Below are 25721 nucleotides of genomic sequence, written 5' to 3' on the forward strand. Positions count from 1 at the left end.
AATCTCCCTTACGCTTCTACTTGGCGGTTAACTTTATCTTGTACGGAATCACCGCTCTGTTCAAAGTGGTAGCGGCCTGTCTTCAAGCTACTAGGCCCTTTACGTGCAAATGTCACCATAAGATAGACTTCAACTATCAGGAATACGGTATAGAGAGCCATGATTGCAAGTAGCGATGCCCATAACTGACCTTCGGTTAAAGCAGATACCGCAACATCGACAGGTAATATTTCACCCACGGCCCACGGTTGACGGCCATATTCTGCAACAAACCAACCCATTTCTATTGCAAGCCACGGCAAAGGAATGCTGAATAGAGCGGCCTTGAGAACCCATGATTTCTGTTCTATTTTCTGACGACACGTCTGTACAAACGCGGCACCGAATACGAATAGCATAATGAAACCGACAGCAACCATCACTCGGAAAGACCAGAACAGAGGCCAAACCGTAGGAATTGAGTCATCTGCTGCGGCTTTAATTTGTTCTTCTGTTGCGTCTACAACATCATCGGTGTATCGCTTAAGCAGCAACCCATAACCAAGGTCGTGCTTTAGTTCATCAAAGGCATCCAGGTTTTCTTGGGACTTATCACCTGAACGCAGTTTTTGGAGAAGGTCATACGCGAGTATGCCGCTACGAATGCGCTCTTCGTGCTCAATTTTAAGATCAGAAATACCCGTCACTTCGGTGTCAAGAGAACGTGTGGCAATAATACCCATGAGATAAGGGATCTTAATGGCGTAATCCGTATGCTGTGTCTCTTGATTTGGGAAACCAAACAACGTGAATGCAGCGGGTGCTTCTTCCGTGTGCCATTCCGCTTCAATTGCCGCGAGCTTCACTCTTTGAACATCCCCCAACTCGTAACCAGATTCATCACCCAATATGATAACGGACAGGATAGCTGCCATACCGAATGATGCGGCAATAGCGAATGAACGACGAGCGAAAGCAACGTCTCGACCTTTCAGCAAATAATAAGAGCTAATACCCAGAACAAACATTGCACCGGTCGTATAACCTGATGCTACCGTATGAACAAATTTAACCTGTGCAACGGGGTTTAAGACAAGTTCCGCAAAGCTCACCATTTCCATTCGCATCGATTCAAAATTGAATTCCGACCCGACTGGGTTTTGCATCCAACCGTTGGCGACTAAAATCCAGAGCGCTGAAAAATTTGAACCGAGAGCCACTAACCACGTTACCGCCAAATGCTGGCGCTTAGATAACCGTTCCCAACCAAAGAAAAACAGCCCCACAAACGTGGATTCTAGGAAAAATGCGACGAGGGCTTCGATTGCGAGTGGAGCACCAAATATATCGCCTACATAGTGTGAGTAGTAGGACCAGTTAGTACCGAATTGAAATTCCATGGTAAGGCCAGTAGCCACACCAAGAGCGAAGTTTATACCGAATAACTTACCCCAGAACTTTGTCATGTCCTTATAGATTTGTTTGTCGGTCATTACATAGAGAGACTCCATTATGGCGAGCAAGAAAGCCATACCTAAAGTCAATGGAACGAAGAGGAAGTGATACATCGCTGTGAAGGCAAATTGCAACCGCGATAGATCAACTATGTCAATCATGTTAGCTCCTTTTGTGTCGGCTGAGTGACACTGGTACTTTTTGCATCATGCATAAGCACTTTTTATATTAAATAACATTGTCCGATTATAAAACGAACTCAGTTGTTAATGGCTTGTGCATTTTAGGTTAGATAATTGTTAAGTAAGCTCTAATATAGCTAGGGCTAATATTAACGGTTTATTGGTTTCGATACAAAATATTTTTGAAAAGCTTTAGCTTTGATTTGAATCAAATAGATCTCGTGAATATTAATATACGGCCCTTTAATTGACTTAGATCAGTTTTAATGGCCATTTAAATACTCTAACGAGATACTATAAAAGGTTATATATAACGATTGGTAATAAAAGGGCAGGATATTAGATTTAAATTTATGTGACCTATTCCACTTTATGAGTAGAGAAATGAAAAAAATGGCCGCTTAATATGCTCGAGTTTTAAACGGCCATCTTATTGTGTTAATTGTTAATTACTTGTTTCGAGACCGAAATGCAAATACGCTCTCTCAGTAGCAATCCGACCTCTTGGGGTTCTTTGTAGATACCCTTGTTGAATGAGAAAAGGTTCCAAAACATCTTCGATGGTTTCTTTTTCTTCACCTATCGCGGCGGCTAAGTTGTCTAAACCTACTGGGCCACCAGAAAACTTCTCCATAATGGCAAGAAGCAGCTTTCTATCCATGTAATCAAAACCTTTATGGTCAACATCAAGCATATCCAATGCTTTGTCCGCTATATCAGAACAGATGTGGCCATTACCTTTAACTTCTGCATAATCTCTTACCCGGCGCAGCAACCTGTTAGCAATACGAGGTGTACCACGTGCTCGTCGAGCAACCTCTAACGCCCCGTCCTCTTCCATTGAAAGGTTAAGGCAGCTTGCACTACGCTGAACGATAAACTGTAAATCAGGAACGTTGTAGTACTCTAACCTCTGTACGATTCCGAATCGGTCACGTAAAGGGGATGTCAGTGACCCTGCACGAGTCGTCGCACCAATCAGAGTAAAAGGGGGAAGATCTATTTTGATAGAACGAGCCGCTGGCCCTTCACCTATCATGATGTCTAATTGATAATCCTCCATTGCTGGATAAAGTATCTCCTCGACCATTGGACTCAGTCGATGAATTTCATCGATGAAAAGAACATCGTTTTCTTCCAAATTGGTTAATAGCGCAGCTAGGTCGCCCGCCTTTTCCAACACGGGGCCGGAGGTCGTACGAATGTTTACTTCCATTTCGTTAGCAACGATGTTGGCTAATGTCGTTTTGCCTAAACCTGGTGGGCCGAAAATCAATAGATGATCCAGTGGTTCATTACGCTGCTGAGCCGCTTTAATGAAGATTTCCATCTGGTTGCGCACGTGATCTTGCCCTCTATAATCGGCAAGTTTCTTCGGCCGTATAGCACGGTCAATGACTTCTTCATCTTTAAATACCGGATTATCCGGTGCTATCAAGCGATCTGCTTCGATCATCGGTTTTTTCTCTTATTCATTTTACTGTGGTTGCCGATAAATCGGCGAACACTATATTGAGCATTTAATTTAAGTATCTCAATCACACCATAGATTTCAAGGCTTCACGAATAATAGATTCGCTTGTCATATCTGGTTTAGCGACTTGAGAAATCACCTTTGACGCTTGTTGCGGTTTGTAACCAAGAGCAATTAACGCACTAATCGCTTCATCTTTTGCACTTTGTTTACCATGCGAAGCTAATTGGTTTTCACTCGGCGCCGCATCGGTGGCGGGCGTAAATAAATCGCCGGCTCCCCACCCTTTAAGTCGATCTTTCATCTCAACAACTAATCGTTCGGCGGTTTTTTTACCCACACCCGGTAGCTTAACAAGCGTTGAAATATCTTCCCGTTCTACACAAGAAACAAACTGAGCTGCCGTCATACCCGACAATATTGCCAACCCTAGTTTCGGTCCCACTCCATTCGCTTTGATAACTTCTCTAAAAAGTGCACGTTCTTTTACTGTGTTGAAACCATACAGTAATTGGGCATCTTCTCGAACAACGAAATGGGTATACACGATCGCTTCTGCACCAATTTCAGGGAGCTCATAAAAACAACTCATTGGCATCTGTACTTCATAACCAATACCACTCACTTCGATGAGCAGTTCAGGTGGTTGTTTTTCAATCAAAATTCCACGAAGGCGTCCAATCACAGAGAATATCCTTTGAAACAGGTAATATGTCAGGATGATAATATATTACTGGATGAATAACCAGTGTCTCATTTGAGGGCGGCTTTAATCACAACTATCTATAACGCCCTTTCTTCGCGCCCGTCGCTTTACCTGCTAATGCCATTAACGTTTTATTGGTGTTAGCGTGACAGATGGCGACACCCAGCGCATCCGCAGCATCCGCTTGAGGTTTCGCAGGCAACTTTAAAATGCTTTTTACCATATGTTGAACCTGTGCTTTATCGGCACCACCGGTACCCACAACAGCCTGTTTAATTGAACGTGCGGAATATTCAAAAACCGGTAAGTCAGTGTTCGCGGCAGCAACAATGGCGCTACCTCTGGCTTGCCCAAGTTTCAGTGCAGAATCCGCATTTTTTGACATGAAGACTTGTTCAATCGCAAACTCGTCAGGTTGAAACTGAATAATCAGCTCTGTTACCCCTGCGTATATTTGCTTCAATTTGCCTGCTAAATCAGAATCTGACATTCGGATACAACCACTGCCTAAGTAAGAGAGATGCCGACCTTCTTGTCGTATCACACCATAGCCGGTTATCCTCGAACCTGGATCAATGCCAAGAATTATCATTTATTGCCCAAATAGTTTAATTTTCAGAGATGCTAACCGATTTTAACTAACAAAAGCCAGCATCTATATCGGTATGAAGGTCATAGATGCAACACTTTGCACCACCTTATTGATGGTTCGATTGGTACTATCTGAAACCAATATGGCCATCATGTCTTGTACAAGGATCATCTGGCCCAGAACCCGCTCATAACTATAATTTGGTACACCATTCGCATCGATACCGTTGGTTAGTAGCAGTAACTCACCATTGTCGTAGCGACGATTATTAAGCTGCCACGTTATTGTTTCGAGGTTTCGAGCGCTGTTATACAGTTTTTGCTGACTTATTTCGTCCAGAATGTAGAACTCCAATTGGTTATTGTAGGAGGCACTTAACATTCCGGTGATACCTGCCATCAAAGCAAAGACACGATCCCCTTCGAACTCTTTTGAGAAAGCGAGCGGAAGCGCTTCTACACCATCCATATTTCCCAACTCTTGGAAACCGTATTTAGGTCTATCTACCGTCATTAATTGAGAAAGACGCGCATCTATTGTCATTCCTGAGTTCTTTTTCAACTCCCTCGGGTTTCTTTTATAAAGCTTAATAATGAGTCGTCGAGTGAGTTTTCGTATTTGTTCGATATGAATATCGGTAACAAGGTCAATATCCGATTTAGCGAGGTTTTTTATGTCGAAGGGGCGATTGTCTTTTCCGGCGCATGCTGTGAGCGTAAATATAAGAAGCACGGTCATTATAAAACGCATTCACTTACCCTTTATTTAAAATGATTGGATTAGCTTGAACTCTGGACAAGTTACATTCTATTCAGGCATTTAATAAAACAAAAGAAGTTAAGGGGTTTTCTGTTGGTTTGGATCAAAAAAGCTAGGGAGATCCCTAGCTTTTCAATAGATTAGCCTAGCCGAAACGTTTAGGCTTCTTTTTCTTTCGCTTTTTTCACTACAATTGCCAGCTCTTCAAGCGATGCAGGGTTAGCCAAACTTGGTGCGTCTGTTAGCAAACACGCTGCTGCCGTTGTCTTAGGGAAGGCAATGACGTCACGGATATTTTCTGTACCACATAAAAGCATTGCCAATCGATCGAGACCAAATGCCAAACCGGCATGTGGAGGCGTACCGTACTTGAGCGCTTCTAGCAAAAAGCCAAATTTAAGCTGTTGTTCTTTATCTTCAATGCCTAATATTTCAAATACCGTTGCTTGCATTTCAGCACTGTGAATACGAACGGAACCACCACCAACTTCATAGCCATTGATAACCATGTCATAAGCATTCGAATTCGCAGCGGCAGGGTTTTCCTTAAGCTCTTGAGCAGTAACCCCTAATGGCGAGGTAAACGGGTGATGCATAGCATGTAAGTTACCTTCACCATCCTCTTCAAACATTGGGAAATCGATTACCCATAATGGCGTCCAAGCTGCGGTATGAGGCAGCTCCAAATCATTACCAACTTTCAAGCGAAGCGCACCCAATGCTTCAGAAACAACATTGGCTTTATCAGCACCAAAGAGAATAATGTCGCCAGATTCAGCAGCTGTTCGCTCCAGAATACCGTTAATTACATCTTCAGAAAGGAACTTAGCAACTGGAGACTGAATACCTTCGAGTCCAGCGGCTTTATCATTCACTTTCATCCATGCAAGACCTTTCGCACCGTAGATACCAACAAATTTACCGTATTCGTCAATTTGTTTGCGACTCAGTTTTGCACCGCCTGGTACACATAATACGGCCACACGACCTTTCTCGTCATTTGCAGGACCAGAGAATACTTTGAACTCGACATCTTTAACGAGGTCGGCAACATCAACTAATTCTAACGGGTTACGGAGATCTGGCTTATCTGAACCAAAGCGACGAATCGCTTCTTCAAAACTCATAACAGGAAACGCACCAAGATCAACATTAAGCAGCTCAAGCCACATCTCACGGATCATTTTTTCGGTCACTTCACGCACTTGATCAGCGGTCATGAAGGACGTTTCGATATCTATTTGAGTAAATTCAGGTTGACGATCAGCACGTAAATCTTCATCTCGGAAACATTTTACGATTTGATAATAGCGATCAAAGCCAGACATCATCAAAAGCTGTTTGAATAACTGTGGTGATTGAGGAAGCGCGTAAAAACTGCCTTTATGAACACGGCTTGGTACCAAATAATCACGTGCACCTTCTGGTGTTGCCTTTGTTAATACCGGGGTTTCTATGTCTAGAAAATCATTGCTGTCTAAAAAGCGACGAACAAAGCTAGATGCTCTCGCACGCAGCTTAATGTTATCGCTCATTTCTGTACGGCGTAGATCAAGGTATCGATACTTCAGGCGCTGTTCTTCCGAATTATTCTGCTTAGAATCCAATGGTAACGCTTCAGAACGATTAATGATTTCTAGCCCTGTAGCAAGGACTTCTACTTCACCCGTCGCCAACTCTTTATTGATTTGGCTTTCCGGACGAGCACGAACCTCACCAGTGAATTTGATACAAAATTCATTTCTTAGTAGGTTCGCAACTTCAAATACGTCTTTCATATCTGGGTCGACTACTACCTGAACAATACCTTCACGATCTCGCATATCAACAAAGATAAGACCGCCTAAATCGCGGCGACGGTTAACCCATCCGCAAAGTTCTACAGTTTGTCCCACAAGGGACTTGTTCAGTTGACCGCAATACTGGGTACGCATAATGAAATTCCCAAACTCTTAATTAGTTATTAACTTTTTGACAGATTATACTGTCAACTCAAACCCACATTTATACCTGCAAAGCGCTTGAAAATCGACCTTTGAAAGGACTTTTTCTCGTATTTCGCCCCGACTTAGAACCAACAGATGATAAAAACAGCAATTTTAGACGTTTTAACCCAACTATCGTCATATAATGAATGGTGACACCATCGGTTTTTTCTCTTAAAATACGCCACCCAATTTTGTATGTTTACTAACAGGCAGACATGAATAATAAAGATAATATTTTCTCATCTCCTATCGATAACATCGGTAACTTTAGTTTTGATGAAAATGTAGTAGAGGTCTTCCCAGACATGATCCAAAGGTCAGTCCCTGGCTACAGTAATATTGTGTCTGCTATTGGTATGCTGGCAGAACGCTTCGTCAAACCAAATACTGTCATCTATGACCTAGGATGCTCCCTTGGTGCTTCTACTTTATCTATCAGAAGAAATATAGATCAAGAAGGCTGCAAAATTATCTCTGTTGACAACTCGAAGGCGATGGTTGAGCGTTGCAAATTACATGTTAATGCTTACCGCTCTGACACGCCTGTAGAGGTGCTTGAGGCTGATATTCGAGATATCACGATAGAGAACGCCAGTATGGTGGTGCTAAATTTTACTTTGCAGTTTCTGTCTCCTGATGACCGTCAGAACTTGCTCGAGAATATATATGCTGGGCTACGTCCGGGGGGCATATTGATCCTGTCAGAGAAGTACGTTTTTGAAGACCAAAACTCAAATAGTCTTTTGATAGATTTACACCATGATTTCAAACGCGCAAATGGCTACAGCGAATTAGAAGTCAGTCAAAAACGCAGTGCTATTGAAAATGTTCTGATCCCTGACTCAATTCCAAAGCACAAAGAGAGACTACAAAAAATCGGCTTTACGAATGTAGAAGTCTGGTTTCAATGCTTTAATTTCGGGTCGATGTTTGCGATAAAATAAGTACGGTTGGTCATAAAGCTTGTTCGTTAAAAATAAGAGAACCCGATATATTCGGTCTAATTACACATTTCACTACATAAAAGATCATTCAAACCATGTTCAATTTTGCTAATTTCTACAAACTCATTGCTCAAGATACTGCATTGCAGCCTTGGCTAACGATTCTTCCTCAACAGTTAACGGACTGGCAGAATGCTGAACATGGCGATTTTGAACGCTGGCTTAAAGCACTTAAAAAACTCCCTGAAGGTTCACCTGATAATATCGACCTAAAAACATCTGTTTCTCTTTCTAATAACCAACCTATACCCGATGGTGAAAAGAAAAAACTCGACAACCTATTGCGTACTTTCCACCCATGGCGCAAGGGGCCTTATACGACTCACGATATACATATTGACACTGAATGGCGTTCAGATTGGAAATGGGATCGGGTTCTACCGCATATCTCTTCACTTAAGCATCGTTCGGTATTAGATGTAGGGTGTGGGAATGGTTACCACATGTGGCGTATGCTTGGAGAGGGTGCGCGTTTATGTGTAGGCGTCGACCCTTCTCACCTGTTTCTCGTTCAATTTGAAGCCATACGTAAACTGATGGGTAATGACCAACGAGTTCACCTACTTCCTCTAGGCATCGAACAACTGCCTGAGCTAAAGGCCTTTGATACCGTATTTAGTATGGGTGTTCTTTATCATCGTCGCTCCCCCCTTGACCATATTCTTCAGTTAAAACACCAACTCGTTGCAGGTGGAGAACTCGTTCTTGAAACCTTGGTTATTGATGGCGATGAGAATGCAGTTCTGGTGCCAACAGACCGATACGCTCAAATGCGTAACGTCTATTTTTTCCCCTCTGCAAAAGCATTAAAGAAATGGCTAGAAAAATGTGGGTTCGAAGACGTACGAATAGTGGATGAAAATATCACAACGACAGACGAACAAAGAGCAACCGACTGGATGAAGCACAATTCTTTACCTGATTATTTAAACCCACAAGATCCAACTAAAACCGTTGAAGGCTACCCCGCCCCTAGACGAGCAATTTTAGTCGCGAAAAACCCTTCTTAATTGCAACGATTACCTATTACTTTTAGGTATTCGTAAATGCTAACCAAATACTGACATAAGGGCGCTTCTCGCGCCCTTTGTTGTGGGCTAAAATCCGCGGCGTATAATTAAATTATCCTACTGAAATTAAGGTAAAAAATGCTAAAAATTGCTTTTTCTCTCGTCGCAATGAGCTTGCTCGCAGGATGCGCATCAACAAGCAGCGAAAAGCAGAACCAACTCACTCTAGACGCAATTAAACAATCGGAATCAAACATTGCCAATGAAATTGAAACCTTAAAATTAGGTCTCAGCAACCAATCTGACTACATTGCCAGTTTAGAGACTGAAGTCATCGGGCTGCAAAGCAAGGTTAATGCGCTACAGCATACCGAAACGAAGCGCAAAAGCACTCAAAAAGCGCCATCAAACGAACATGCTAATGACACTCAATTGAGAATCAATCCAACCTCTCCTACTAACAACTTGGTTGTTCTTGGTGCGATTGAAAACATTCAGCTAGAAAAAATTGATCAACGTTACAGTGCTCGAATCGACACTGGATCAACAACCTCTTCTCTCAATGCTATCAACATCAAAGAGTTCGAGCGTGAAGGCAAAAGATGGGTTAGATTCAATCTCGGTGAACTGAATACTGATATTGAAGGAAAAAACCAAATTGAGGCCCCTATTGTTAGGTATGCCAATATTAGGCAACCGAACTCAGAAGCAGTAGAAAAACGTGCCGTGATCGAATTATGGGTAAAAATAGGCACAATTAACGAAAAATCTGAATTTACACTGGCGAATCGCTCACAAATGAGCCACCCTGTTTTACTAGGAAGAGAGTTTATTCAAGATATTGCTTTAGTTGATGTTAGTAAAACATTTCTTCTCTCAAAACCAAGAAAATCATATAAAAATTAGGGACAATTATGACGTCAAGAATTCCTTTTTATTTCCTTATCGGGTTGCTTGTTATCGGTGGCATTTGGCTAAATGTTATGCGACATGACAACTATGGAGTACCGTGGACACCAGGGGAAAAGCGCCAAGTATGGGATATAGAGGCTAGAATCGAGTTTAGCGGTATGGGCGAACCTGCCAAGGTTTCTCTTGCTGCACCAAATACACAATCTGGCTATACGTTAATCGATGAGTCCGCCTCATCTCCGGGCTACGGAATTGCCTACATCCATTCTGATACGGGTAGACGCGCTGAATGGTCGATACGTCAAGCAGATGGGTCACAGACTATTTACTACAAGACACAATTTCTTGTCGATGATCAAGCGAAGGTTGAGCCGTTGCCACCTTCAAGTGAACCTATTTTGAAGCCTACTTTCGATGGTCCGCAAGAGGCTGCGGTTAAATCGATCATAGAGCAGGCTTCATTGCGTAGTGCTGATGATGTCACTTTTACACGTGAACTTATCAAAAGACTTAACGACAGCGATAGTCAAAGTGCCGCCCTATTGCTCGACCAGTCAAGTAAAGCTCAAATCATTTCGAAGCTTTTGTCTTTTGCAGGGGTTCATAATAAGACCGTGGGCGTCGTCTATTTAGAAGATGGTCGTCGTCGTCAGAACATCAGTAAGATGGTACAAGTGTGGGATGGTCAGGACTGGATGCTGTTTGACCCAGAGTCTGGCATGCAGGGCAAAGCAGAAGATGCGCTCATCTGGGACGAATCTAACGTGTCTTTACTTGATGTCGTTGGCGGAAAAAACAGTCAAGTACACTTCTCTATGATTGCACAAGACATCTCACCTAAAGCGGCAACTGAGAGCAAAGTAAGTGCTGACAATCTATTAAACTTCTCTATCCATAGTCTTCCATTGGAAGAGCAATCTATGTTTAAAACCATAATGCTGATTCCGATTGGCGCTTTAATCGTGGTTTTTTTAAGGGTCATCATCGGCCTTAAGACATCCGGCACCTTTATGCCCGTTCTGATTGCTGTCGCATTTGTTCAGACACAACTGATAACAGGTATTGTCGGGTTTTTACTGATTGTAGGAACCGGTTTAATTATCCGCAGTTATTTGTCCAAACTCAATTTACTCTTGGTCGCTCGAATATCCGCGGTAATCATTACAGTAATATTGATCATTTCAGTATTCACGGTGGTTGCTTTCCGCATCGGTTTAACTGAAGGATTAAGCATTACCTTCTTCCCTATGATCATTCTTTCGTGGACGATTGAGCGCATGTCGATTCTATGGGAAGAAGAAGGGGCAAAAGAGGTATTCTTGCAAGGTGGTGGTTCCTTGCTTACATCGGTTATCGTTTACTTAGCTATGACCAATGGTTATATCCAACACATGACCTTTAATTTCATTGGTGTACAGCTGCTTATTCTCGCGGCTATCTTGGCGTTAGGTAATTACACTGGTTATCGCCTAACGGAATTGCGTCGCTTTAAGCCATTAGCGGAGGATTAAGCCTATGTTCGGAAGCTTCACTTCCCCTTTTAAGTTAAAAGATAAAGGCATCATGGGAATGAACACAAGGAACCACAGTTATATCGGTAGATATAACGACCGTTCTAAATATCCTTTGGTTGATGACAAACTAAAAACAAAGGTTATCGCCGAGCAAGCCGGTGCCACTACACCAGCACTGATTGGGGTCATTAGACAACAAGCCGCGGTTAAGAAGGTCCATGCCATGGTTGAAAATTGGCCGGGATTCGTTATCAAGCCCGCCCAAGGCAGTGGTGGTAAAGGCATACTCGTCGTCGTCTCACACAAAGATGGCGTCTATACTAAACCTTCCGGTGCAACGTGTAACAAACAAGATGTTGAAAGACACATAAGTAATACCTTAGCGGGTCTTTTCTCATTAGGTGGAAAAAACGACGTGGCGGTAGTCGAGAATTTGATCAAGTTTGATGACTGCTTTGAAGGCTTTAGTTATGAAGGGGTACCCGACGTTCGTATTATCGTGTTTAAGGGCTACCCAGTAATGGCAATGATGCGTCTATCGACAAGTGCTTCTGATGGTAAGGCAAACCTTCACCAAGGTGCGGTTGGTGTCGGTGTGGATATTGCCACCGGGAAAGCGGTTCGTGCTGTGCAATACGATCAACCCGTGACACTTCATCCCGATACCGGAAAAGAACTTCTTACGTTACAGGTTCCTCATTGGGAAAAGCTACTCGTTTTGGCATCGAGTGCATGGGAGATGACTGGGCTTGGGTACATGGGTACGGATATGGTATTAGACAAGGAAGAAGGCCCTATGGTACTTGAACTAAACGCTCGACCTGGTTTAGCCATTCAAATTGCCAATGGTGCTGGTTTGATACCTCGGCTTCAACATATTGAAAGTTTAGGCATGCCCGCTGAATATCCCAAGCCACTAGAAAGGGTTCTCTACGCAGCCAAGCAGTTTGGAGTGAGTTGATTAAGCAGTACAAGATATCACTTAATAAAAATAGGTAACGGGTTCATGCTGGCATTGTTAATACTCAGTTCAGCATGAACTCGATATAACGCTATTTACCTAGTGCTTCTTTGTAATGCAGTCGACACATAGAAACATACAAGTCATTACCGCCAATAGCCACTTGATTACCTTCTGCAATTGGCTCTCCGCTTGCATCAGTACGAATAACCATATTCGCCTTACGACCACAGTGACAGATGGTTTTTAACTCAACCAATTTGTCTGCCCACGAAAGTAGATATTTGCTTCCTTCAAATAACTCACCTTGAAAATCCGTACGCAACCCATAACAAAGTGCAGGAATATTTAGCTTATCGACCACCTCTGTTAATTGATACACCTGTTCTTTTGAAAGGAACTGACATTCATCTACCAAGATACAATGCAGTTTTTGCTCGTTGTTCAGTTTCTCAATTTCTGCATACAGATCCGTGTCTTGACGAAATAGGTGAGCATCTGATTGTAAACCAATCCTAGAACTAACCTTACCTACACCATATCGGTCGTCAAAAGCTGCAGTGAAAATCACCGGATTCATACCGCGTTCTTGATAGTTGAATGAAGATTGAAGAAGTGTTGTCGACTTACCCGCATTCATTGACGAGTAATAAAAATACATCTGAGCCATTATTGATTCTCGGTTCTGATTCTCGGTTCATCAAACTGAATATCGGCAGTTACTCTGTTAACGCATGAACCGAGAAAATACGTTATGAGTGACCGCCTATATTAATGGTTAAACAAGGCCTAACCTTTACGCCATGTTGTGCCTTCAGGGCCATCTTCTAAAACAATACCCAACTGTGCTAACTTATCGCGTGCAACATCTGCATTTGCCCAATCTTTAGACGCACGTGAGTCATTGCGCAACTTGATAAGCGCTTCAATTTCGGCAACCTCACTATCATTTCCAGAATCACCTTTCAAAAAAGTATCTGGGTCTTGATGAAGAATACCAATAACGTCGGCTAACTCACGCATCAGTGCTCCAAGCTTAGAGGCAAGTTGAATGTCTTCACTCTTAATTCGGTTCACTTCTCGAGCCATATCAAAAAGTACTGAATAGGCTTCAGGCGTATTGAAGTCGTCATTCATCGCATCAGAGAAACGGCTTACATAATGGTCACCTGCTGCGGGTTCCGCATTAATGTCTAGCCCGCGCAATGAAGTATACAAGCGCTCTAATGCTGAACGAGCTTGGCTAAGATTCTCTTCACTGTAATTTAGCTGGCTTCGATAATGACCAGACATCAAAAAGTAACGCACCGTTTCAGCATCATAGTGACTCAACACATCACGTATCGTGAAGAAATTACCTAATGATTTAGACATTTTTTCTTTGTCTATCATTACCATGCCACTGTGCATCCACGTATTTACGTACTTTGAATCGTGTGCGCAGCAAGACTGGGCAATTTCGTTTTCATGGTGCGGAAATTGCAAATCAGAACCACCACCATGGATATCAAAATGGTTACCCAAAATGGATGAATTCATGGCTGAACACTCAATATGCCAGCCTGGTCGGCCGTCGCCCCAAGGTGATATCCAGGTAGGTTCACCGGGCTTCGACATTTTCCAAAGCACAAAATCTAATGGGCTGCGTTTCGCGTTATCAATATCAACACGCGCACCCGCTTGCAATTGATCTAAATCTTGTTTTGATAGCTTGCCGTATTCACTAAATTTCTTAACCTCAAACATGACGTCACCGTTACTGGCAACGTAAGCGAATCCACGCTCAATCAATCGTTCTACTAGGTCAATTATTTCTTGAATATAATGCGTTGCTCTTGGCTCGACATCAGGACGCTTCATATTTAGCGCGTCAAAATCTTGATGCATGTCTTGAATCAAGCGCTCTGTCAACGAGTCACAACTTTCGCCATTTTCGGCAGCGCGTTTAATGATTTTGTCATCAATATCGGTAATATTACGTACAAAATTAAGGTCGTATCCTAAAAATCGTAGATATCGAGAGATCACATCAAATGAGACAAATGTACGACCGTGACCGATGTGACAGAGATCATAAATGGTTACCCCACACACATACATGCCAATTTTCCCGGCAGTGATTGGTTTGAATTCCTCTTTTTTACGTGTGAGTGTGTTATATATTTTTAACATGATCTCTATCTGGTCTTATTGAAATTAAATAGAGCGTGAGTATATCAATTCCAGTTTGATTAGGTAACCGTTTTTGTCTTTGCTTTCAAGTCATGTGGCCCCGATTCTAATAAAATGGCGATAAACAAGTTGTCATGACGATAGAAGCCGTCAAGATACGCAATGTGAAGCATATTTGCTTGTTTGCTGTGTTAAGCTAGAATCCATACTTCAAAACAATACAATGAATAAGGTAAAACTCATGATCATCCTTCACACTAATTTTGGTGACATCAAAGTACAGCTTAACGAAGAAAAAGCACCAGAAACTAGCGCGAATTTCCTACAATATTGTCGTGATGGTTTTTACGATAACACTCTTTTTCACCGCGTAATTGATGGTTTCATGGTTCAAGGCGGAGGCATGACATCTGGTTTAAAAGAAAAACCGACTCGTGCGACAATTAAAAATGAAGCGAGCAATGGCCTAACCAATAACATTGGTACATTAGCAATGGCCCGTACGATGGAACCGCATTCTGCAAGTTCTCAGTTTTTTATCAACGTTAACAACAACACGTTTTTGGATTTTAAATCAGAAAGCATGGACGGTTGGGGTTACTGCGTATTTGCTGAAGTGGTCGATGGCATGGATATCGTTAATAAAATAAAAGCGGTAAGCACTGGTACTATGGGTATGCATCAAGACGTACCGTTAGAAGAAGTCCTTATCACTGGCACAACAATCGAAGAGTAAAAAAGGGGAGCAACACACCCTAAGTAATTGAAGTTACTGAAAAGCAATAAACGAGTGAATCCATCCAATCACTTAAGTACACTAAGTGATTGGATGACTAATGATGGCTCTAAAGGCAACGGTAACTTTAAGTATGATTGGTATCACTCCCCCCTAAAATTATGACTACTTTATTTATATCTGATCTCCACCTCACCCCTTCTCGACCTGACATTACTGAAAGTTTTACGACTTTCATGACGACACAAGCCGTAAAAGCCGATGCCTTATATGTATTAGGTGACCTGTTTGAGTTTTGGATAGGTGACGATGATGACAGTGACTTTAGCTGCTCTATTAAGGCGCTATTTAAAACACTGGTGAACTCTGGTGTTCCTTGCTTTTTCATTCAAGGAAATCGCGACTTCCTAATCGGTAAACGCTTTGAAAAAGAAACGGGAATGACGCTATTAGACGAGGTTTGTACCATCAACCTTTATGGCGAACGAGTGGTCATTCTTCACGGTGATACGTTATGCACGGATGATGTTAAGTACCAAGCTTATAGAGAAAAGGTACACCAACCTTGGCTCCAGTGGGTGTATAACCACCTTCCACTGTTTGTTAAGAAAAAGATTGTCTCTAAAGTTCAATCCGATATTGGTGAAGAGAAAAAAGAGAAATCTTTGGCTATCATGGATGTAAACCAAGACGCTGTTGAAGCGGTATTAAAACAGTATGGCACCAACCTAATGATTCACGGCCACACGCATAGACCAGACATACATAATTTTTCTGTTGAAGGGTCAAAATACACTCGAATTGTATTGGGTGACTGGTATACACAGAGCTCCATTTTGAGTTTTGACAAAGGCGCCTATTCTCTACAAAATAGATTGCATATGAAAAACTAACGTAGAAACGTATCGAATCTAAACGATAATAATATGTTATAACGTAATAATGTTTTAAAGCTAAAGAGTAATAATGCTTTTTATGAAAAAAGGACGTAAGATTTAAAGACATAATTAAAAAGGTCAATAAGTCAAAAACCTAGATATGGAATACTCATACGTTGCTCGTCAACCAATATTAGACACTGAAAAAAATACCGTCGCTTATGAGCTTCTTTTTCGGGATGGCCCTAGAAACTCCTTTCCTGAAATTGAACCAGAAAAAGCGACCAATAGACTGCTTTCAGATCAGTTCTTAGGCTCAGAGTATCGTGCGATTGGTGATAAGCTAGGCTTTGTTAATTTCCCTTACGAAAGCTTGATTAATCAAGTACCCACTCTTTTTCCAAAAGATAAGATTGTTGTAGAGATATTAGAAAGTTGTGAGCCAACGGATGAATTACTTACGGCTATTATTGCACTTAAAAATAAAGGGTACAAACTTGCGTTAGATGACTTTGTCCCTAGCCCCGCTTGGAAGCGTTTTCTTCCTCATATTCAGATTATAAAATTTGATATTCAGATTGTTCCTATCATTAAAGCAAAAAAATTCATTGAACGTCTAAAAGGCTCAAAGATAGAGTTTCTCGCAGAAAAGGTCGAAACATACCAGGAATATCAAGACGCAATAGCGGCCGGTTTTACCTATTTTCAAGGCTATTTCTTTAGTCGGCCAGAGATGATCCAGCAGAAATCGATCAAGCCTTCGTTTCTGACGGTAGTCCAACTTTGCAAGGCCATTGCCACAGAAGAAGTCAACTACGCTGAAATAGAGCGAATTGTGGCCGCAGATGTGACGCTATCTTACAAGCTGCTACGTTATGTTAACTCTTCCGCCCTTCTGTCTTCTCAGATTCAATCGTTTCGACAAGCACTCGCGTATTTGGGTGAAGGGAAATTAAGAAAATTTGTTTCGCTTGTTGCGATTGCTTCAACAGAAGCATCCAAACCTGAGTCGTTATATAGTTTATCTATACAACGTGCTAGATATTGTGAACTTATCACTCTATGTGCAGACAGAAAAGATCAATCTAGCCAAGCTTTTTTAACGGGTATATTCTCACTACTCGACTCTTTGCTCGATCAGACTTTAGAAACGATTGTTGATTCCATACCAATTGATGATGCCATTAAAAACGCGCTGTTATCTCAAGAAGGTGAACTAGGCAATATACTAAAACTCGCTATTGCTTATGAGCACGCTGATTGGGAAACTGTAAATGAAATAAGTGATCTCTTACAGATTGATAAAGAGTGCCTTGCAGAGAGTTATGGGCAAGCAATAGAATGGACTGAAGAGCTATTTAGTAAGCCTAGTTAATTATTACACTATTTTATTTTTCTAAAAGCCTCTTGTATTAAATTAATGCTGTTCGCTCTAGGTTATTTAAACCTGTCATCCAGGCAGAAACTGGCCTATTTTCACGAAAACAGACGTCATCCCCATGAAAATGGGGATCTAATATCACCAAGATTCCCGTTTTCACGGTAATGACGAAGTATTTAGCACTAACCGAACAGCATTATCTTGCATTAAAGAGGCTTTTTTATTTAGGACTACATATGTCTCACTGCCCTTGTGGAAGCACCAAGCCTTATGGTAATTGTTGTAAACTGATACACGACAACCATGCTTTAGCGGTCTTACCTGAACAACTTATGCGCGCACGATTTAGTGCTCACGTACTTAAGCTGATTGATTTTATTATTAAAACTTATCATTCAAGCTGCAACGCCGAAGATGAAAAAAAAGGCATTGTGGCGTCGGTGAATATGGACTGGCAAAGGTTAGAAGTAATTGAAGCGCCCCATCCAAAAGATGACACGGGATTCGTCGAGTTTAAAGCCTATCTCTTAGAGCAAAGTACAGAACACTGTATGCACGAACGCTCTCGTTTCATAAGGGAGCAAGGCTACTGGTATTATATTGATGGTGAGTTTCCAGCAGAACATATTGAGAAAGTGGGCCGTAATGACCCCTGTGTCTGTGGTAGTGGTAAAAAATTCAAGAAGTGTTGTGGATAATGAGCCCGTCTAGCGAATACTAATCTTAGTCAATATCCGCTCCAGTATCCCCAGATAACGAGCTCGTCATTTAGGGATACGGGCATAAATCTCTTTTTAAAAGCGAAATCCGTAGACGTAGCGCTATTTATGTCTTTCTTTCAGCTTATTAATCACATCATTCATAGATAAACCTTGGTCTTGTAAGAGCACCAACAAATGATAGATAAGATCGGCTGATTCACAGACTAATTCTGCCTTGTCACCCGACGTTGCCGCAAGCGCGACTTCAACGCCTTCTTCGCCCACTTTCTGCGATATACGTTTGGTACCACTGGCATACAAACTGGCGGTATACGAAGAATCAGGATCCGCGTCTTTACGAGCAGCCAACAGAGATTCAAGTTGATGAAGCCACACCAACTGTGACGCCTCTTGCTGATCCGCGTCAAAGCATGTCGTCGTGCCCGTATGGCATGTAGGCCCAATAGGGTCCACCAACACAAGCAAGGTATCGTTATCACAGTCTAATGAGATAGTCTTAAGCTGCAGTACGTTACCTGATGTTTCACCTTTGGTCCAAAGGCGAGATTTCGTTCTGGAGAAAAAAGTAACCTGTTCAGTCTCCAACGTTTTCTCTAGCGCGTCTGGATTCATGTACCCCATCATGAGCACTTGGCTAGATTGAAAATCTTGCACAATAGCGGGTACTAACCCTTCTACCTTTTCCCAATCAATTCGATCAACCAAGCTTTTCGGTTTGTTCTCTACTGCACTGCTCATAATCGTATCTCCACGCCTTCTTGTTTTAGATATTTTTTTAGCTCACCAATATTGATGACTTGTTTGTGGAACACAGAGGCCGCTAACGCTCCATCTACATTGGTTTTCTTATAGGCCTCAGCAAAATGCGCCATCGTACCCGCACCACCAGACGCGATAAGAGGGACATGGCAGACTTCACGGACCATATTAAGCTGATCGATATCATACCCGTTGCGAACACCATCTTGATTCATCATATTCAATACGATTTCGCCCGCACCACGTTTTTGTACTTCTTGTACCCAATCACGTGTTTCCCAATGCGTTGCTTTTGTGCGCTCTTCATCACCCGTAAACTGATAAACCTGATACTTACCCGTTTCAGCATCGAAATAAGAGTCAATACCAACCACAATACACTGAACACCAAATTTGTCTGCTAGGTTGGTGATAAGCTCCGGATTGGCTAATGCTGGCGAGTTAATAGAAACTTTGTCGGCACCATATTCAAGTATACGAGAAGCATCTTCTGCGGACTTAATACCACCAGCCACGCAAAACGGAATATCGATCACTTCCGCAACCCTTGCTACCCAACTTTTGTCAACGACACGACCGTCAGAAGAGGCGGTAATATCATAGAATACCAATTCATCTGCTCCTTCTTCAGCATACCGCTGAGCAAGAGGGACAATATCGCCAATAATTTCATGGTTACGGAATTGAACCCCTTTAACCACTTGACCATCCCGAACATCTAAACAAGGAATTATTCGCTTTGCCAACATTGAAACGCCTCCCCAGCAGTAAACTTACCATCTAGTAGTGCACGACCAACAATAACACCGGCAACACCGGTGCCTTTTAGTGCTTCAATATCGGCTAAACTTCCTATACCACCTGAGGATTGGAATTGAACCTGCGGATAAAGTTTGCATAGATCAACATACAGTTCAACGTTAGAACCCGCTAAGGTTCCGTCACGAGATATATCAGTACAGAGTACATGCTTCAATCCAACCGTTAGATAGTCGTCAATCAGAGCTTCAATCGTGACACCCGAATCTTCCTGCCATCCGGATATCGCCACTTTACGCGTGCCTTCTTGGTCGATATTAATATCTAATGCGAGAACGATTTTCTCGGCACCATATTTCTCCATCCACCCTTTAACCATCTCTGGTTGTTTTACTGCGGTAGAACCCACAACCACACGCTGTGCGCCAGCATCCAGTAAACCAACAACATCTTTTTCCGTTCTAACGCCACCACCAATTTGTACATTGGCGGGTGTACTTGCAATCAAGGTCGCAATGAGATCGAGTTGACGTGCATTAATATCTTTGGCACCAGTAAGGTCAACAAGGTGTAACCAGTTCGCCCCAGCTTGATGGTAAAGATTGAACTGTTCTGCAGGATCAACCTTATATTCAGTTACCTGACCATAGTCCCCTTGAAATAGCCGAACCACTTGGCCTTCAATTAAATCGAGTGCTGGAATAATCACAACAAAATCCTTTTCTTTTTATCTGTTTCTAACATTTAGAATCTACGTTTCTCTAAAAGATAAGTTCTAAGAAATTCTTTATTAATCGAGAACCTGCTTTACTAGAACGTTCCGGATGAAACTGCACACCGTAGTAATTGCCATTTTGTACTGCCGCGGTAAATGGGTTACCGTAATCACAACAAGCAATCGTGTCTTCACCGACAGGCATGGCGTAGCTGTGCACAAAATAGAAATATTCATCTTCTTCAATACCATCGAACAGAGGATTATCTTTTGGGGCCGTCACGGTATTCCACCCCATATGCGGTAGTGGAAGATCACCAGTATCCATTAAGCGGACTTCACCGTCGCAAAGCGATAAGCACTCTACTATCTCGTTGCCAACAGAACCCTTTTCGTAGGAGAGTTTGCCAAGTAATTGCATACCTAGGCAGATTCCAAGTAAAGGTTTCTCAACTTGTTTCACAAGGGTAATTAAATCTCGTTCGGCGAGGTTTTTCATTGCTTCGCTTGCCGTCCCTACTCCGGGTAGAAACAGCTTATCTGCCGCTAAAACGACACTAGGATCCTTTGAAATCGTCACAGGATAACCTAGGCGTTCAATCGCAAACTTAACCGATGATACGTTCGCACATCCGGTGTCGATAATCACTACTTTCTGGCTCATCAAAGCCTCCTTCTCCATCAGAGTACGCCTTTACTACTAGGAAGTTCATTACCTTCCACCTTAATAGCCTGGCGTAGAGTCCGTCCAAACGCTTTAAACAAGCTTTCTATAATGTGGTGATCATTGTCACCAGAAGACGACAGATGGAGTGTGCATGCTAGAGTGTCGGTTAATGAACGGAAGAAATGCTCGACCATTTCTGTTGAAAGGTCTCCGACCAGTTCACGACCAAATTCCGCTTCAAATTTTAGATAAGGTCTTCCTGAAAGGTCTAGCGCACATTGCGCCAAACACTCATCCATAGGCAGGCTAAATCCGAAACGACCAATTCCACGTTTTTCTCCAAGCGCTTCTTTCAATGCTTGGCCCAATGCTAACGCCGTATCTTCGACGGAATGATGGTCGTCGATATGCAAATCACCATCCACACTTACTTGCATTTGGAAGGCACCATGGGTCGCAATTTGGTCTAGCATATGGTCAAAGAACCCAAGTCCTGTCGAGATCTTATTCCCGCCTTGGACATCAAGATTAACCGCGACTGAAATATCGGTTTCTTTTGTCGTTCGAACCACTTTAGCTACACGCTCATTCACGGTTAAATCACGCAGAATGTCGAGCCAGCCCATCGTGTTGGGATTATATTGGATTCCGCGAATAGCCATATTCTCAGCAAGTTGAAGGTCGGTCTCACGATCACCTATTACGGCCGACGTTTTAAAATTCACTTTTCCCGCTTGCAGGTACTCTTTAACCATGCCCAATTTCGGTTTACGGCACGTACAGTTATCTTCTTCAAAGTGCGGGCAGAGCAATACATCGTCGAATTTCACGCCTTGAGATTCAAAGATCTCCATCATCATGTTATGCGGTGCGTCAAATTCTTCTTGAGGGTAACTTACTGTCCCCAACCCGTCTTGATTGGTTACCATCACTAATCGATATCCTGCGTCTTGCAGAGCCAAAAGACTCGGGATGACATACGGCTCGAATTTCAATTTGTCTAACCGGTCAACCTGAAAATCAGTTGGTGGTTCAACAATTAGCGTACCGTCACGATCAATAAATAATATTTTTTGTTGGTTACTCACTTCGCTATCCTTATACAGTGCTTTCTTCCAGTTGTTTTTTAATGAAGTTGGCGGTTTTTTCGCACTCTTCCCTATTGCCAACGCTTACTCTGATGCAGTCTTTAATTGGCGAGTTACGCAGAATAATGCCGTTATCCCACGCACTCTTAAACAGCGTGTCGCCGTCTGAGCACTGAACGAGTAAATAATTACCCAAACCTTGGTAGACAGTCATCCCTTCTATAGAAGACAATACTTTTTCTAAATATGTCCGGTTATCATTGAGTTCACTCACCTGATCTCGAGCTCTAATTAGGCCCGCCTCAGAAAGAGCCTGACACGCGATGTCAGCGACAGGGATGGGAACAGGGTATGGAGCAATAACTTTCAATAACACATCAATGAGTGGCTTATTAGCCAGCGTAAAACCACATCTTAACCCAGCGAGAGCAAACGCTTTTGACAATGTCCGCAGAATGGCAAGATGTTCATATTTGTTGAGTAGATCTTTGGTTGAAGCTTCTGGACAGAAATCGATATAAGCTTCGTCCATCACGACAATGGACTTATCTTTCGTCATTTCAAGCAGCGCAATGATATCTTCGCGATCAATCAGATTACCTGTTGGATTATTGGGGCTGCATACAAAGACAAGTTTTACACCATCTAGATTTGCCTTTATACCATCCAAATCTAGCTGCCAATTAGATTTTGATGGGACAATTTTCCGTTCAACGCCAATCGTTTCTGCACTGATCGCATACATTCCATAAGTCGGTGGACAATACAAGATTGCATCCTCTCCCGGCTCACAAAAAGCCCTAACCAGCAACTCGATACCTTCGTCAGCACCTCGTGATGTTAATACCTGTTCGGGATGAACACCCGCATAGCCCGCGTAAGCGTCAATCAATTCTTGTGGCTGACAGCTGCTATAGCGATTAAGCCGATCAAATGTAGTCTGGTACTGGTTATCAAACGGCGATTCGTTGGCGTTTAACCAAACATCACCACTCCCACCTATTTTTCTGGCTGAAAGATAAGGGGTAAGTTCTTGAACCTGCTTTCTCGCGAGCTTTTCCATCCATTACTCTCCTTTCGCTAGCGCTTCTACACGAATCGTCACTGCACGTTTATGGGCATCTAGCCCTTCAGCTTCGGCCATTGTGACAACCGTAGATGCGAGTCCCTTTAATCCGTCTGCCGAAAGCTCCTGAACGGTCATCCGCTTAGAAAAATCGGCCAGTCCCAAACTGGAATACGTGCGGGTATAACCATAAGTCGGTAGAACATGGTTAGTACCAGAGGCATAATCACCCACAGACTCTGGAGACCAATCTCCTAAGAAGATCGAGCCCGCATTATCTAATAGAGGCAAAAGCTCTCTTGGGTATCGGGTTTGAACGATAAGGTGTTCAGGGCCATAAGCATTTGAGATTGACACACACTGCGGAATCGAATCTGCAATAACAATGACGCTGGAACCGAGTGCTTTTTCCGCAATATCGGCTCGCGAAAGCTGTTTTAACTGAGCCTGTACAGCATCGGCCACTTTATCCGCTATAACCGGTGAAGGTGTCAGCAATATAACCTGAGAATCCGGGCCATGTTCTGCTTGGCTCAATAAATCCGCCGCGACAAACTCTGGATTGGCCGTCTCATCGGCGATAACAAGTACTTCAGAGGGCCCCGCTGGCATATCAATGGCGGCTCCACGGAAATCATTACTAACTTGGCGTTTTGCCTCAGTAACATAAGCATTGCCGGGGCCAAAAATCTTCTCTACTTTTGAAACCGTTTCGGTTCCATAAGCCATTGCCGCAATCGCTTGGCCGCCGCCTACATTGTACACTTCATCTATTTTACACAACTTAGCAACGTATAAAATTTCGTCGGCAATAGGTGGTGGTGAGCAGAGTACAACCTGACGACAACCCGCGATTTGTGAAGGAACGCCCAACATAAGTACCGTCGAAGGCAATGGAGCACTTCCACCTGGGATATACAAACCAACCTTATTGATTGGCCTTGTTAACAACTCACAAACGACGCCCGGTTGTGTTTCAACCTTGAGTGGGACTGACTTTTGTGCTTTATGGAAAACAGAAATATTATTATACGCTTGTCCAAGCGCTTCTTTCATTTTCTCTGAAAGCCTCTCCGAGGCCGCCTCTATTTCTTCGCTAGAAACACGAATCGACGCTGGCGTCACGCCATCAAATTTTTGCGTAAGTTCTATCAGTGCTTTATCACCCTCAGAACGGACTTTTTTGATAACGCCCTGCACTGTCGCCGTAATATTTGCGCCTTCGGCAATTGCCGGACGCTCTAAAACTGAGTCTTGCTGCGATTCACTTAAAGATTGCCAAACAACAGTCTTCATCACTTACTCCATCATTTTTTCGATTGGAAGAACAAGAATTGAACTCGCGCCGAGTTCTTTAAGCTGCTCCATCGTTTCCCAAAATAGATTTTCTGTACTCACTAAGTGTACGGCTACTCGGTTTGTTTCTGCGGCAAGGGGTAACACCGTTGGGTTTTCCGCTCCGGGTAAAAGTGCTTTTATCGCTTCTAACTGATCGGTAGGCGCATGTAGCATGATGTATTTCGACTCTTTTGCTTGAATCACACCTTGCATACGAGTGAGTAGCTTATTGATAAGTGCTTCTTTATCTTCATCAAACTCACCGGCACGTTGAATCAATGTCGCTTTAGAGCGGAAAATAACTTCGGCTTCTTTCAGTCCATTCGCTTCTAACGTTGCTCCCGTTGAAACAAGATCAGCAATCGCATCCGCTAAACCCGCTCGAGGGGCCACTTCTACAGACCCTTGTAAATTACAAGTACTGAACTCAACACCCTGCTCATCCATAAAGGCTTTTAGAAGGTGTGGGTAGGTAGTAGCAATACGCTTTCCGTTAAGGTCTTGCGGACCGTTGTATTGCTCATCTTGATTAATAGCAATGGACAAACGACAACCGCCAAAATCTAAACGACGAAGTGCTACAAATTCACTAGGTTCACCTAAAGCGACTCTGTCTAAGCGAACCTCTTCTAGCTCATTTTCACCGATAAAACCAAGGTCAACCACTCCATCCATGACCAACCCAGGGATATCATCATCACGCACCAGTAGTAGATCGATAGGCATATTTTCTGTATGGACAACTAAACGCTCCCCCATCAAATTGAACTTAGCACCACACTTTTTAAGCAGTTCTTGGCATTCTTTGCTTAGGCGGCCTTTTTTCTGGATGGCGATTCTGAGTCGTTGTGTTTGCATTATTCTATTCCCTGTCTGAATATTCGTTATTTTTTAAATTCTAATT

General features: G+C 42.7%; 25 protein-coding genes. 9 read left to right on the plus strand and 16 right to left on the minus strand.

What is annotated here, in order from left to right; all coding sequences use genetic code 11:
• Positions 1-8: 8 nt before the first annotated feature.
• From AACW90_RS03550 to aspS, 6 genes are all read right to left on the minus strand, one after another.
• Positions 9-1595 carry a cytochrome ubiquinol oxidase subunit I gene (locus AACW90_RS03550; protein WP_275134166.1) on the minus strand — a complete coding sequence of 529 codons (1587 nt, stop codon included), beginning with the start codon at positions 1593-1595 and terminating at the stop codon, positions 9-11.
• A gap of 466 nt (positions 1596-2061) precedes the next feature.
• Complete coding sequence (gene ruvB, locus AACW90_RS03555; RefSeq protein WP_195703708.1) at positions 2062-3072, minus strand: Holliday junction branch migration DNA helicase RuvB; 1011 nt, start codon at positions 3070-3072, stop codon at positions 2062-2064.
• A gap of 82 nt (positions 3073-3154) precedes the next feature.
• The gene (gene ruvA / locus AACW90_RS03560; protein WP_390230933.1) at positions 3155-3775 is read right to left on the minus strand and encodes a Holliday junction branch migration protein RuvA; all 621 of its coding nucleotides are present in this window, start codon (positions 3773-3775) and stop codon (positions 3155-3157) included.
• Between the two features lie 94 nt (positions 3776-3869).
• Positions 3870-4388 (minus strand): crossover junction endodeoxyribonuclease RuvC, encoded by a 519-nt coding sequence (gene ruvC / locus AACW90_RS03565; protein ID WP_390230936.1) that lies wholly within the window; start codon positions 4386-4388, stop codon positions 3870-3872.
• A gap of 63 nt (positions 4389-4451) precedes the next feature.
• A complete protein-coding gene (locus AACW90_RS03570) occupies positions 4452-5138 on the minus strand; it encodes a hypothetical protein (protein WP_390230939.1) in 687 nt (228 codons plus the stop codon).
• A 167-nt stretch (positions 5139-5305) separates the two neighbouring features.
• Entirely contained in the window at positions 5306-7081 is a 1776-nt protein-coding gene (gene aspS, locus AACW90_RS03575; RefSeq protein WP_390230942.1) for an aspartate--tRNA ligase, read from the minus strand.
• A 269-nt stretch (positions 7082-7350) separates the two neighbouring features.
• Between aspS and cmoA the strand changes: the two genes are divergently transcribed.
• From cmoA to AACW90_RS03600, 5 genes are all read left to right on the plus strand, one after another.
• Positions 7351-8079, plus strand: a complete 729-nt coding sequence (cmoA, locus tag AACW90_RS03580; RefSeq protein WP_390230946.1) for a carboxy-S-adenosyl-L-methionine synthase CmoA — start codon at positions 7351-7353, stop codon at positions 8077-8079.
• Between the two features lie 95 nt (positions 8080-8174).
• Positions 8175-9149 (plus strand): tRNA 5-methoxyuridine(34)/uridine 5-oxyacetic acid(34) synthase CmoB, encoded by a 975-nt coding sequence (gene cmoB, locus AACW90_RS03585; RefSeq protein ID WP_390230949.1) that lies wholly within the window; start codon positions 8175-8177, stop codon positions 9147-9149.
• Between the two features lie 138 nt (positions 9150-9287).
• Positions 9288-10055, plus strand: a complete 768-nt coding sequence (locus AACW90_RS03590) for an ATP-dependent zinc protease family protein (protein ID WP_390230952.1) — start codon at positions 9288-9290, stop codon at positions 10053-10055.
• A gap of 8 nt (positions 10056-10063) precedes the next feature.
• Positions 10064-11572: an inactive transglutaminase family protein gene (locus tag AACW90_RS03595; RefSeq protein ID WP_390230955.1), complete on the plus strand. Its 1509-nt coding sequence runs from the start codon at positions 10064-10066 to the stop codon at positions 11570-11572.
• A gap of 4 nt (positions 11573-11576) precedes the next feature.
• The gene (locus AACW90_RS03600; protein ID WP_390230958.1) at positions 11577-12536 is read left to right on the plus strand and encodes an alpha-L-glutamate ligase-like protein; all 960 of its coding nucleotides are present in this window, start codon (positions 11577-11579) and stop codon (positions 12534-12536) included.
• 91 nt (positions 12537-12627) lie between these two features.
• Here the strand turns inward: AACW90_RS03600 and AACW90_RS03605 are convergent, their stop codons facing one another.
• A complete protein-coding gene (locus AACW90_RS03605) occupies positions 12628-13206 on the minus strand; it encodes a thymidine kinase (protein ID WP_390230961.1) in 579 nt (192 codons plus the stop codon).
• A 119-nt stretch (positions 13207-13325) separates the two neighbouring features.
• Positions 13326-14708 carry a cysteine--tRNA ligase gene (gene cysS, locus AACW90_RS03610; RefSeq protein ID WP_390230964.1) on the minus strand — a complete coding sequence of 461 codons (1383 nt, stop codon included), beginning with the start codon at positions 14706-14708 and terminating at the stop codon, positions 13326-13328.
• Between the two features lie 241 nt (positions 14709-14949).
• Between cysS and AACW90_RS03615 the strand changes: the two genes are divergently transcribed.
• The 4 genes from AACW90_RS03615 to AACW90_RS03630 all read left to right on the plus strand — a co-directional run bounded on the left by AACW90_RS03615 (position 14950) and on the right by AACW90_RS03630 (position 18401).
• Positions 14950-15444, plus strand: coding sequence for a peptidylprolyl isomerase (locus AACW90_RS03615; RefSeq protein WP_195703719.1), 495 nt, complete (start codon positions 14950-14952; stop codon positions 15442-15444).
• A gap of 161 nt (positions 15445-15605) precedes the next feature.
• Positions 15606-16337 carry a UDP-2,3-diacylglucosamine diphosphatase gene (gene lpxH / locus AACW90_RS03620; RefSeq protein WP_390230968.1) on the plus strand — a complete coding sequence of 244 codons (732 nt, stop codon included), beginning with the start codon at positions 15606-15608 and terminating at the stop codon, positions 16335-16337.
• Between the two features lie 145 nt (positions 16338-16482).
• Entirely contained in the window at positions 16483-17697 is a 1215-nt protein-coding gene (locus AACW90_RS03625; RefSeq protein WP_390230972.1) for an EAL and HDOD domain-containing protein, read from the plus strand.
• Between the two features lie 242 nt (positions 17698-17939).
• The gene (locus AACW90_RS03630) at positions 17940-18401 is read left to right on the plus strand and encodes a YchJ family metal-binding protein (RefSeq protein ID WP_390230975.1); all 462 of its coding nucleotides are present in this window, start codon (positions 17940-17942) and stop codon (positions 18399-18401) included.
• Between the two features lie 123 nt (positions 18402-18524).
• On the opposite strand, the gene hisIE is transcribed toward AACW90_RS03630, so the two are convergent.
• Genes hisIE through hisG form a run of 8 tightly spaced genes read right to left on the minus strand, consistent with a single transcriptional unit; the run spans position 18525 to position 25675 of the window.
• Positions 18525-19163 carry a bifunctional phosphoribosyl-AMP cyclohydrolase/phosphoribosyl-ATP diphosphatase HisIE gene (hisIE, locus tag AACW90_RS03635; protein ID WP_390230978.1) on the minus strand — a complete coding sequence of 213 codons (639 nt, stop codon included), beginning with the start codon at positions 19161-19163 and terminating at the stop codon, positions 18525-18527.
• The gene (gene hisF / locus AACW90_RS03640) at positions 19160-19933 is read right to left on the minus strand and encodes an imidazole glycerol phosphate synthase subunit HisF (RefSeq protein WP_195703724.1); all 774 of its coding nucleotides are present in this window, start codon (positions 19931-19933) and stop codon (positions 19160-19162) included. Before hisF ends, hisIE begins: the two co-directional genes overlap by 4 nt.
• On the minus strand, positions 19915-20652 hold the full coding sequence (gene hisA / locus AACW90_RS03645; RefSeq protein WP_390230981.1) for a 1-(5-phosphoribosyl)-5-[(5-phosphoribosylamino)methylideneamino]imidazole-4-carboxamide isomerase: 738 nt from the start codon (positions 20650-20652) through the stop codon (positions 19915-19917). The genes hisF and hisA overlap by 19 nt, the downstream gene beginning before the upstream one ends.
• A gap of 52 nt (positions 20653-20704) precedes the next feature.
• Positions 20705-21325, minus strand: a complete 621-nt coding sequence (hisH, locus tag AACW90_RS03650; protein ID WP_390232047.1) for an imidazole glycerol phosphate synthase subunit HisH — start codon at positions 21323-21325, stop codon at positions 20705-20707.
• Between the two features lie 14 nt (positions 21326-21339).
• Positions 21340-22413: a bifunctional histidinol-phosphatase/imidazoleglycerol-phosphate dehydratase HisB gene (gene hisB, locus AACW90_RS03655; RefSeq protein WP_390230984.1), complete on the minus strand. Its 1074-nt coding sequence runs from the start codon at positions 22411-22413 to the stop codon at positions 21340-21342.
• A 10-nt stretch (positions 22414-22423) separates the two neighbouring features.
• Positions 22424-23476, minus strand: a complete 1053-nt coding sequence (gene hisC, locus AACW90_RS03660) for a histidinol-phosphate transaminase (protein ID WP_390230987.1) — start codon at positions 23474-23476, stop codon at positions 22424-22426.
• A gap of 3 nt (positions 23477-23479) precedes the next feature.
• A complete protein-coding gene (gene hisD / locus AACW90_RS03665; RefSeq protein ID WP_390230990.1) occupies positions 23480-24775 on the minus strand; it encodes a histidinol dehydrogenase in 1296 nt (431 codons plus the stop codon).
• Positions 24776-24778: 3 nt separating this feature from the next.
• A complete protein-coding gene (gene hisG, locus AACW90_RS03670) occupies positions 24779-25675 on the minus strand; it encodes an ATP phosphoribosyltransferase (protein WP_195703729.1) in 897 nt (298 codons plus the stop codon).
• Positions 25676-25721 lie beyond the last annotated feature (46 nt).

Source organism: Vibrio frigidus (assembly GCF_042465995.1).
Lineage (GTDB): Bacteria > Pseudomonadota > Gammaproteobacteria > Enterobacterales > Vibrionaceae > Vibrio.

What these genes read in the sequence shown, in the direction of transcription:
- AACW90_RS03550 (WP_275134166.1), bottom strand. Translation starts at nt 1,595, where the DNA reads ATGATTGACATAGTTGATCTATCGCGGTTGCAATTTGCCTTCACAGCG.
- ruvB (WP_195703708.1), bottom strand. Translation starts at nt 3,072, where the DNA reads ATGATCGAAGCAGATCGCTTGATAGCACCGGATAATCCGGTATTTAAA.
- ruvC (WP_390230936.1), bottom strand. Translation starts at nt 4,388, where the DNA reads ATGATAATTCTTGGCATTGATCCAGGTTCGAGGATAACCGGCTATGGT.
- AACW90_RS03570 (WP_390230939.1), bottom strand. Translation starts at nt 5,138, where the DNA reads ATGCGTTTTATAATGACCGTGCTTCTTATATTTACGCTCACAGCATGC.
- aspS (WP_390230942.1), bottom strand. Translation starts at nt 7,081, where the DNA reads ATGCGTACCCAGTATTGCGGTCAACTGAACAAGTCCCTTGTGGGACAA.
- cmoA (WP_390230946.1), top strand. Translation starts at nt 7,351, where the DNA reads ATGAATAATAAAGATAATATTTTCTCATCTCCTATCGATAACATCGGT.
- cmoB (WP_390230949.1), top strand. Translation starts at nt 8,175, where the DNA reads ATGTTCAATTTTGCTAATTTCTACAAACTCATTGCTCAAGATACTGCA.
- AACW90_RS03590 (WP_390230952.1), top strand. Translation starts at nt 9,288, where the DNA reads ATGCTAAAAATTGCTTTTTCTCTCGTCGCAATGAGCTTGCTCGCAGGA.
- AACW90_RS03595 (WP_390230955.1), top strand. Translation starts at nt 10,064, where the DNA reads ATGACGTCAAGAATTCCTTTTTATTTCCTTATCGGGTTGCTTGTTATC.
- AACW90_RS03600 (WP_390230958.1), top strand. Translation starts at nt 11,577, where the DNA reads ATGTTCGGAAGCTTCACTTCCCCTTTTAAGTTAAAAGATAAAGGCATC.
- AACW90_RS03605 (WP_390230961.1), bottom strand. Translation starts at nt 13,206, where the DNA reads ATGGCTCAGATGTATTTTTATTACTCGTCAATGAATGCGGGTAAGTCG.
- cysS (WP_390230964.1), bottom strand. Translation starts at nt 14,708, where the DNA reads ATGTTAAAAATATATAACACACTCACACGTAAAAAAGAGGAATTCAAA.
- AACW90_RS03615 (WP_195703719.1), top strand. Translation starts at nt 14,950, where the DNA reads ATGATCATCCTTCACACTAATTTTGGTGACATCAAAGTACAGCTTAAC.
- lpxH (WP_390230968.1), top strand. Translation starts at nt 15,606, where the DNA reads ATGACTACTTTATTTATATCTGATCTCCACCTCACCCCTTCTCGACCT.
- AACW90_RS03625 (WP_390230972.1), top strand. Translation starts at nt 16,483, where the DNA reads ATGGAATACTCATACGTTGCTCGTCAACCAATATTAGACACTGAAAAA.
- AACW90_RS03630 (WP_390230975.1), top strand. Translation starts at nt 17,940, where the DNA reads ATGTCTCACTGCCCTTGTGGAAGCACCAAGCCTTATGGTAATTGTTGT.
- hisIE (WP_390230978.1), bottom strand. Translation starts at nt 19,163, where the DNA reads ATGAGCAGTGCAGTAGAGAACAAACCGAAAAGCTTGGTTGATCGAATT.
- hisF (WP_195703724.1), bottom strand. Translation starts at nt 19,933, where the DNA reads ATGTTGGCAAAGCGAATAATTCCTTGTTTAGATGTTCGGGATGGTCAA.
- hisC (WP_390230987.1), bottom strand. Translation starts at nt 23,476, where the DNA reads ATGGAAAAGCTCGCGAGAAAGCAGGTTCAAGAACTTACCCCTTATCTT.
- hisD (WP_390230990.1), bottom strand. Translation starts at nt 24,775, where the DNA reads ATGAAGACTGTTGTTTGGCAATCTTTAAGTGAATCGCAGCAAGACTCA.
- hisG (WP_195703729.1), bottom strand. Translation starts at nt 25,675, where the DNA reads ATGCAAACACAACGACTCAGAATCGCCATCCAGAAAAAAGGCCGCCTA.